Raw genomic sequence first — 8,042 nt, 5'->3', positions numbered from 1 at the left:
TTCTAATTTGATTGCTGCAGAATACGTTGCACGTTTTAATTTCGTCATTTTTTCACCCAAATTTGTATGCTTATCAGCATAACATTTCTTTCTTAATGGGTGGCCAAAATTAATTTACCACTACAGTATGGGGTTTGAGTTTAAGGAAAATCTCGATGACTTCGACGCAAACACCGAATACTTCTCCCTGGGAACAGATCCCATAGGAGACTGGTTTGTTATGACAAAAGATGAAGGTGGTAAGATTTCCTTATCCGACCATCATACTTACGGGCTGTATGATCACTGGCTAAACCCAAACCACCTGATTGCCTGGGCCTTACGCCTAGAGCTGGCTGTTGAAAACAACCTTACAGAAGCTGAGATTATGCAGTACTGGAAAGGCCGCGCGAACAGGCTAGAAAAAGTCACCGTTGAGCGAATAGCAAACTCTATAGATGAATAAAATTAGCTACTAGATAGCTGGAGGGAGAATCTAACTTTCAGCTATTACACTGACGTACATAACGAATCCTGCCTAGTTTTCATTTAAAAAACGTAGTAATAGTACATTTCAGCGAAACTAAGGGCGCGATCACAAATTTAATATACAACAACCTGAGACGGCTTAAGGTGGCATATGTTGTAAAATATTACATTAATTTTGAAAGGTAATTTTATAGTCGGACTTGATACGATTTAATAATCTCTTTAAGAAAATTGATTCCGCGTATCATGCACAATTAGAGGGCTTGCTAAACCTAAATTGAGCAATTGCTTAACCGCATTTTATCCGTGAACTTAGCTCAAAAATATTCGCAACGCTGTAGTTTCATGTACCATAAAGCCAAAGAGTTTTAATATTAACCACTTTAAAATCAGAATATGGAAATTAATTAATGAGTGATATAAAAGTTTATTTATCAGATCGCTTTGCACAATTTTTAGACACTATAGGTGGAGATTCTCCTTACGATAAGGATGCTGCTTTAGCCATGGTTTTCATCTTAATGGAGAGAAAAGTTTTCACTCGAAAACAACGGAAAGTTTTATCTCTAGAACTAATTGAGCAATGTTTAAATAATAAGAGTATGTTCGATAACATTATTGCACAACCATCAGAGACTACCTCGTCTACATATGACTACTGCTACTATCCTTATACAGCCAAATATTTAGCTAAATATGGCGCGCTTAACCTCTCCACACTCAAATATATATTGACTGAATTAGATAAAGAGCTTTTTGCTGCCCAAGGCTCTAGCTCAATGAATATGTCAGTCCATAATATTCAAGGTAAAGCTGAGAGCGCTATAGTAATTAATGATTGCATTAAATTAATACAGGGTTATTCAAATGCTAAACCGTAAACGAATAGCTAAATTGTCTAGTGTCTAGTGTCTAGTGTTCATATCAACCATTTTGGTCATTTAGCGTAACTTAAGAGTGATATATGTTACCTAGATTAAAAATTAAATATTTCATTGTTATTGTCGTTTTGATTGGGTTTTCTGTTGGCTTTTTTAATATTAGCTGGTCTAGTTTCAAACTCACTAATCATGAAGTTACTTATATACAAGACACACTCAAAAACGGTGAATTATCGCCTAATATGGTAATAATACCGCCAGGTACAGGCACCATAGGTGGTGAAAACTTTCGTTCTTTTCAAGATGAAGCGCCAATTTTTGAAGCGACAGTAAAAGATAGCTATGCACTAAGTGAAACTGAAATTACCTTTGCGCAATATGACCAATTTTGTAAAACCGGCATACGCTCTTGCCCAAGCGATGAGGGTTGGGGTCGTGGTAAGCAACCTGTGATCAATATATCTTGGTTTGATGCCGTTGCTTATACAAAATGGCTAAGCAAAGAAACAGGCTATACATATCGATTACCAAGCGAAGTTGAATGGGAATATGCTGCTCGCGCTGGAACAAGTAGTAAGTTTTGGTGGGGTAATGAGTATAAACAAGGCATTGACCACTGCGATAGAGATTTAGGTGGTTGCCCAAAAGGCTCTGATTTAGGACACCCTTGGCAAGTAGCTATTTTAAAGCCAAACCCTTTTGGTTTATACGATGTAACCTCAAATGTATCTGAATGGGTGGAAGACTGTTATGTAGATAATCATAACAATGTAACGGGTACTACTGCTGCAAATAAAACTGGTGATTGTAATGATAGAACGGTGAAAGGTGCTAGTTGGACTATGCCACAGCCGCATGTACATCACTCACTAAGAATGGGCTTTACTATAAATGCAAGAGCCGACTTAATTGGTTTTAGAGTATTAAGAGAAATTAATAAAGACGAATTAAAGGATTAAAATGAACGTTGCGTGCCCAAACTGTAAAAGTAAGGTTGATAGTAAGGATATAAAAAATATAAATAAAAAAGGCATTTTTATTGAAAAGCAATGTCCTTCTTGCCGTGGATGGTTTGGTTTAAACAAAACGCAAGAAGTTTTAAAAACAGCTGGGATATTACTTTTATTAATCACTAGTCTGCTAAATATTTTCAGCATTAACAGTGAATATAGTTTAGTTTTCTCAACCATAGGCTTTGTTGGAATATTTATAGCAATAATTATTACTTTTTTTGGTAAACATGAAACGGTTAAATAATAAAAAAACAAAAAAGAAGCCAAAAATAAAACACGCTAATATTAGTAATACCAGAATGTTATTAAATCAAATAGCATTCTCCTTGTTTTCTTTTTCTTTAGGGCTATTGCTTATAATAATAACGGTCAAATCTATATACGACGGATATGTTCTTACACCAACAGATTATCGAGTTGAATCTGATGTTTATTTTTTATCGACCTCTCCATTTTCTTATCTTTTTAACCTTCTTTTTTACTTAGGGGGTGGGATCTTTTTTTTAGTGCTACCTTATTTAAGTAGAGATATGTTCCCTCGTAAGAAAGAAAAAAAGCTAAACAAAAAAGTTCAAAGAAAAAATAAACAATAGTTTTAATTAACTCGTTTTGTATTTATACAATAACTCAAAAGGTATATGGCAGTAATCATCAGGGTGATTAGTTAAACGGTCTTGATGCTCAGGATCGCTTGGCACGTAGTTAGTTAACAACTCTACCCCTACCACAATTTTATCGGCATCACTGCGTTTGTTTATATAATTGCTTGCTGCATCTAAATGGCTTTGGTTTTTGCTGTAAATAGCAGTGCGGTATTTAGGGCCTACATCATCCCCTTGTTTATTAATGCTATACGGGTCAATAATTTCAAAAAAGTAGTCATACAGCTTATTTAGGCTAACGACTTTTAAATCAAAAATGACTTTTACGCATTCGGCATAACCATCGTATTCGCCGTCAGTGGTTTTGCTTGTACCATTAGCGCGACCTGCTTCAGTACTTATTACGCCTGGTAAGTGCTTTAAAAACTCTTGTACGCCCCACAGGCAGCCACCAGCAAAGTAAATAGTATTTTGTTGTGTCGTATCCATTATAAATGTTACCTAATAAGTAATTATACCGATTGCATTAAAATAGTGTTCAATTATAGCGCCAAGAAAATAGCGCAATAACAAGGCGAAAATTATGACATATAGTTGTTCTATATAAATAATTTTTAACGCAGTGAGTGCGCTATTTAATACGATAGAATGACCATGTTTTTAATAAAGTCGGTATTACGTAAATGGTTATCAAATGCAGTTATTAACAAATTAATGTACAATCGCGCACAAAATGACTGCTGTTACGTTTAGTTATTTTATCATGCTCAAATATAAGCTTTGAAATTAATTGTAATCGCAGCTACAAATAAAAAATGACGAGAAACACATGAATCGCACACCACACCTTATAATACCTGCAATATTATGCAGCGTTACTGCATTTGCTAATGCTAATACGCTATCTGATGAGTCACCAATCGAGAAAATAACGGTTGAGGCCTCACCCACTGCAAATAAGTTGCCAGTAGGTACATTCGACTCGCCTATTTCTAATTTAGAATATGACCCCCGTGTTGACCTTCAATCGCGTAATATGGCTGAGGCGCAAGCTGATGTAACTATTCGTGGTGGGATTTTTGAAAACACCGGTTTTAGAGTAGGAAGCGCTACCCTGCTTGACCCGCAATCTGGGCATTATTTTGCTGAAATACCCATTGCACCGCAAATGCTAAGCGGCCCAGATGTTTTAACCGGTGCCGATAACGCACTTTACGGTATGAATAGCTCTGTAGGTACAGTTTCGTTTGGTTGGAAACCGATTATTACTGGCGGTAGTGTATCCCTTGGTACTGGCACAAATGACTTTAATCTGCAAAGTATTCACGCTGCTAAAAACACACAACTTGATAGTTTAGTTAACTATACTCTGGGCTTTGAAGGTGAGTATTCTCATTCGCAAAGTGATGGCACCATTGATAATGGCGATCATGACTTTTCGCGCGCCTCAGCTCGCGTGCAATTAGCTAGCGAGCACAGCCAAACAGATTTGTTTTTTGGCTCACAAGATAAGTTTTTTGGCTGGCCTAACTTGTACACCCCTTTTGGCGTTAACGAAACTGAAGATTTAGAAACCCGTCTTTGGATGCTTAATCACAAGCAAAACTACTCTGATAACAGCAATTTTGAAGTATCTGCTTATTATCGTACCCATGACGATCACTATATTTACTCTCGCGAAAATCCAAGCGCTTTTGAAGCGTTTCACAAAAGTGAAGTTAAGTCGTTAGCGCTATCGGGGCATCATGCTCAAAGCTATGTATTTGCTGTAAATTATTCAGCACAGTTTATTGACGACTCAATTGAATCTACCACGCTTGAAAACAACTTTACCTCTCGTAAGTATTATAAATTAAGCGTATTGCCTGAATACAAAATGGCGCTTGAGGATAATAAACAACTTACCTTTCGTTTAGGCGCAGCCTATGACGATACAAATCGTGATGATGCTGAAGTATCAGCTATTGGTGACATAACCTTAAACACCCAAAATAGTGACGGCACAGCACAAACCCTTTACTTATCATACGCGCAAGCGAGTCAAGTTGCAGGCTACACAGCCATTGGCGGCAGTGATTCAGGCGGGTTATTTAGAAGTAACTACAACCTTGAGCGCGAAACCACATCAAACTTGGAGCTAGGTTTATTACTTGAAGAACAAAGCTGGCAGTTAAACTCGGCTATTTTTTATCGAAAAGATAATAACTTAACCGATTGGACCTTTAATTTTGATTCAACCTCAGCGCGCTTTGCAAACCCAGTAGATATTGATACTGCAGGGGTTGAATTTTTAGCGACTAAGCACTTTGAGACAGCAAAGCTTATAGCAAGCTACACCTATTTACATAAATCAGAAAACTACGGCGCAGCCGATATTGATGCCAGCTTTTACGCGTTAAACTTTCCTGATCACCGTTTAACACTTGGCGCTGTGTACAACCCAACTGATATTTTAGAATTTAGAATAGATAACGAATGGCGTACACAACACAAAAATGCACTTAGAAACGGCAATGATAACGCGTTATTTACCCAGCTAACACTTAAAATAACGCCGCCACAGTTGAGTAATTTATTTATCACCTTAGCGGCAGATAACTTATGGGATGAGTCGTTTGAAGAAATACCAGGTACACCTGGGCGCGGTGAGCAATATACGTTAAGCGCAACGTATAGCTGGTAGAAATGAGCTATCACATTCAAAGGCCTGTTTATTTAAAACAGGTCTTTGAATAAATATTTAGCAAAGAATAAACGACATGCTAAATATTAAGAACTTTGATTACTCAGCTTATATTGAACCAGAACGACATTGTCTCTTTCTTAGCTCATTATCAATTTGTAAAGGGCGACTAAGCTCATCTGTAAGAACCTGCGAAACAACCGTACCGGTTTCAACTTCTTGTATCCAGATTGATATTTTATCCCCTTCCCTTTTTCTATTTAGCATGTAGCTTTTATCAGAATCTAAATTAACGTTAAAATTAACAAAAGCTTCTTTTTGACTATTTAAAACATCAGGGTTTGAAACACTCGCCTTTACCCATAAATCGTGCTCACCACTGATATACTGCTTTGGTTCAGCCCATTGTGTAGGTTTTTTGTTAAAGCACATCAAGTGGACATATTCAAGATCTACTCCCTGCTCTCTTTTAAAGTTTTCGAGTCTAAAATGGTCTTCTTTAATATCGGTTTTAATGGGTAAGTTTGAACAACCTAATAAAGTCACACCTAATGTAAATGCTGTAAGTAAATTTTTCATTTTTCTTTCCTTTTAAAAATTAAGATTGAACGAAATCACCTATAAATGAGATTTATAAAAAGTATCTTACAATTTCCTATATTAGCAACAAAATTAAATATGTCTAATATTTCACCATAGAATATATTAACGACTGCTTTTAATAACCTTGTGAAGATTTTTATTAATAATATATTGTAAATAGATGTGTATTAAAAACGAGGATTAAGTTAGCTCTTCGAGCTCTGTAATAAGCGCTAGGGCTTGTGCATTTGTAGACCCGCACACATCAAGCGTGGCACTAAAATCACTACATACTTTAGGTCGGCTTGAATCACCAAATAACTTACATAAATTACGTTCATCTAGCTGAATACAACGCTCTCCGGCTTTTTTACCATTTGGCATACCTGGAATAGGCGAACTAATACTTGGCGCAATACAACATGCGCCGCAGCCTAGCCTGCAATTCATCGATTCGGTTTTCATAATTTCCTCTGTATAAAAAACACTTACTTTAATTTCTTTTTAGGAACTTAATTAGTCACATAGTGAGTTGTAACACACACATGTAATGCTTTGTTACATCTTAAAACAGCTTGTAAACACTTTATTGCGTATTATTGCTCTGTCACCACCAATTATGAAGGAATGCCTTGTGGCTACTACAAAACAAATAATACTCCCAATCGCTGTTTTAGCAGGCGGTATTGCTTTAGCTTTCGCCTTTATGGCAATGAAAAAACCACCCGAAGAAAAGCCAGAGCAAGATTTACGTCCTTTAGTAGCAACACAAAGCGTACTTTTAGATTCTATAACGCTCGATGTTAAATCGTACGGCATTGTTAAACCAAAATATCGTACCGAGCTAATAGCACAAGTTAGCGGGCAAGTTATTTCGGTATCAGATCAATTTGTTGAAGGCGCGTTTGTAAAGCAAGGCGATATTTTAGCACGAATTGATGCAAATGATTACGAAGCAGACTTTATTGAAGCGCAAGCGGGTTTAGCACAAGCAAGCTCAGCACTTGAAATAGAACGCGCGCAAGCACATGTCGCTCAAGCTGAGTGGGAGCGCATTAAGTCAGACTCAAGCGACGCTATCGCATCAGAACTTTATTTACGAAAACCACAGCTGGCCGAAAAATTAGCGCGTTACCGCTCTGCTCAAGCAAGTGTTAAGCGTGCTAGCCGCAATCTTGAGCGTACTTATATTAAAGCCCCTTATGATGCCATTATTAATGAGCGCACAATTAGCTTGGGGTCAGTAGTAAACCCAGGTAATAGTTTTGGCGCACTAAGCGCAACCTCAGTTGCAGAGGTACGTTTACCGGTTGCCGATCAAGAACTGCAATATTTAAAAAATGGCGGCGTAGGCTCAAATGTTACATTTAACGCAGAATACGCGGGTAAGCAAACAATGTGGCAAGCCAAAGTAATTCGCACCGAAGGTGTGGTTGATCAAACAAGCCGTATGAGCTACTTGGTTGCACAACTTGCAACACCTTATGGCGATAAAACACGTCCTCTTCGTTTTGGTTCGTACATTAATGCTACCATTGAAGGCCGCCCGCTTGATAACGCAATTATTGTTGCGCACCACTTAGTTAAAGATAATAAAATTGTAATTTTAAATGACGATTTAACATTGTCGTTTAAAACCCTCAATATTATACGCGAACAAAACGGCATGATTATAGCCAGCCAAGGGTTAAACAATGGCGAGCAAATTGTTACCTCAGCGCTTGAATACCCAACTGAAGGTATGGCAGTAAAAATTGAAGATATTGCGCCTGATAAAACTGATGTAACTCAACTTGCGCTGAAAGAGGAATAA

10 protein-coding genes are annotated in these 8,042 nt (G+C 37.3%); 7 read left to right on the top strand and 3 right to left on the bottom strand.

From position 1 onward, the window contains the following. Positions 1-220 precede the first annotated feature (220 nt). From H5117_RS13615 to H5117_RS13595, 5 genes are all read left to right on the top strand, one after another. On the top strand, positions 221-445 hold the full coding sequence (locus H5117_RS13615; protein ID WP_182738349.1) for a hypothetical protein: 225 nt from the start codon (positions 221-223) through the stop codon (positions 443-445). A gap of 433 nt (positions 446-878) precedes the next feature. After that, positions 879-1,349, top strand: coding sequence for a hypothetical protein (locus H5117_RS13610; RefSeq protein ID WP_182738347.1), 471 nt, complete (start codon positions 879-881; stop codon positions 1,347-1,349). Between the two features lie 83 nt (positions 1,350-1,432). Continuing rightward, on the top strand, positions 1,433-2,308 hold the full coding sequence (locus H5117_RS13605) for an SUMF1/EgtB/PvdO family nonheme iron enzyme (RefSeq protein ID WP_182738344.1): 876 nt from the start codon (positions 1,433-1,435) through the stop codon (positions 2,306-2,308). A 1-nt stretch (position 2,309) separates the two neighbouring features. Then, positions 2,310-2,606: a hypothetical protein gene (locus H5117_RS13600; RefSeq protein WP_182738335.1), complete on the top strand. Its 297-nt coding sequence runs from the start codon at positions 2,310-2,312 to the stop codon at positions 2,604-2,606. Continuing rightward, complete coding sequence (locus H5117_RS13595; RefSeq protein ID WP_182738333.1) at positions 2,590-2,955, top strand: hypothetical protein; 366 nt, start codon at positions 2,590-2,592, stop codon at positions 2,953-2,955. The genes H5117_RS13600 and H5117_RS13595 overlap by 17 nt, the downstream gene beginning before the upstream one ends. 6 nt (positions 2,956-2,961) lie before the next feature. Here H5117_RS13595 and H5117_RS13590 read toward each other — a convergent pair whose 3' ends face one another. After that, the gene (locus H5117_RS13590; RefSeq protein ID WP_182693948.1) at positions 2,962-3,453 is read right to left on the bottom strand and encodes a peptide-methionine (S)-S-oxide reductase; all 492 of its coding nucleotides are present in this window, start codon (positions 3,451-3,453) and stop codon (positions 2,962-2,964) included. Positions 3,454-3,793: 340 nt separating this feature from the next. Here H5117_RS13590 and H5117_RS13585 point away from each other — a divergent pair, with 340 nt between their 5' ends. Continuing rightward, a complete protein-coding gene (locus tag H5117_RS13585) occupies positions 3,794-5,647 on the top strand; it encodes a TonB-dependent siderophore receptor (protein ID WP_182738331.1) in 1,854 nt (617 codons plus the stop codon). Positions 5,648-5,755: 108 nt separating this feature from the next. Here the strand turns inward: H5117_RS13585 and H5117_RS13580 are convergent, their stop codons facing one another. Together H5117_RS13580 and H5117_RS13575 are read right to left on the bottom strand one after the other, a co-directional pair. Beyond that, positions 5,756-6,226, bottom strand: a complete 471-nt coding sequence (locus tag H5117_RS13580) for a hypothetical protein (protein WP_007581896.1) — start codon at positions 6,224-6,226, stop codon at positions 5,756-5,758. A gap of 204 nt (positions 6,227-6,430) precedes the next feature. Continuing rightward, positions 6,431-6,694: a YkgJ family cysteine cluster protein gene (locus tag H5117_RS13575; protein ID WP_182738329.1), complete on the bottom strand. Its 264-nt coding sequence runs from the start codon at positions 6,692-6,694 to the stop codon at positions 6,431-6,433. Between the two features lie 169 nt (positions 6,695-6,863). On the opposite strand from H5117_RS13575, the gene H5117_RS13570 reads away from it, so the two are divergent. Next, complete coding sequence (locus H5117_RS13570) at positions 6,864-8,042, top strand: efflux RND transporter periplasmic adaptor subunit (RefSeq protein WP_182738327.1); 1,179 nt, start codon at positions 6,864-6,866, stop codon at positions 8,040-8,042.

Source organism: Pseudoalteromonas sp. SG45-1, assembly GCF_014164135.1.
Classification (GTDB): domain Bacteria; phylum Pseudomonadota; class Gammaproteobacteria; order Enterobacterales; family Alteromonadaceae; genus Pseudoalteromonas; species Pseudoalteromonas distincta.
Note: the sequence above shows the minus strand (reverse complement) of the source record. Positions and strands in the feature narration are given on the sequence as shown.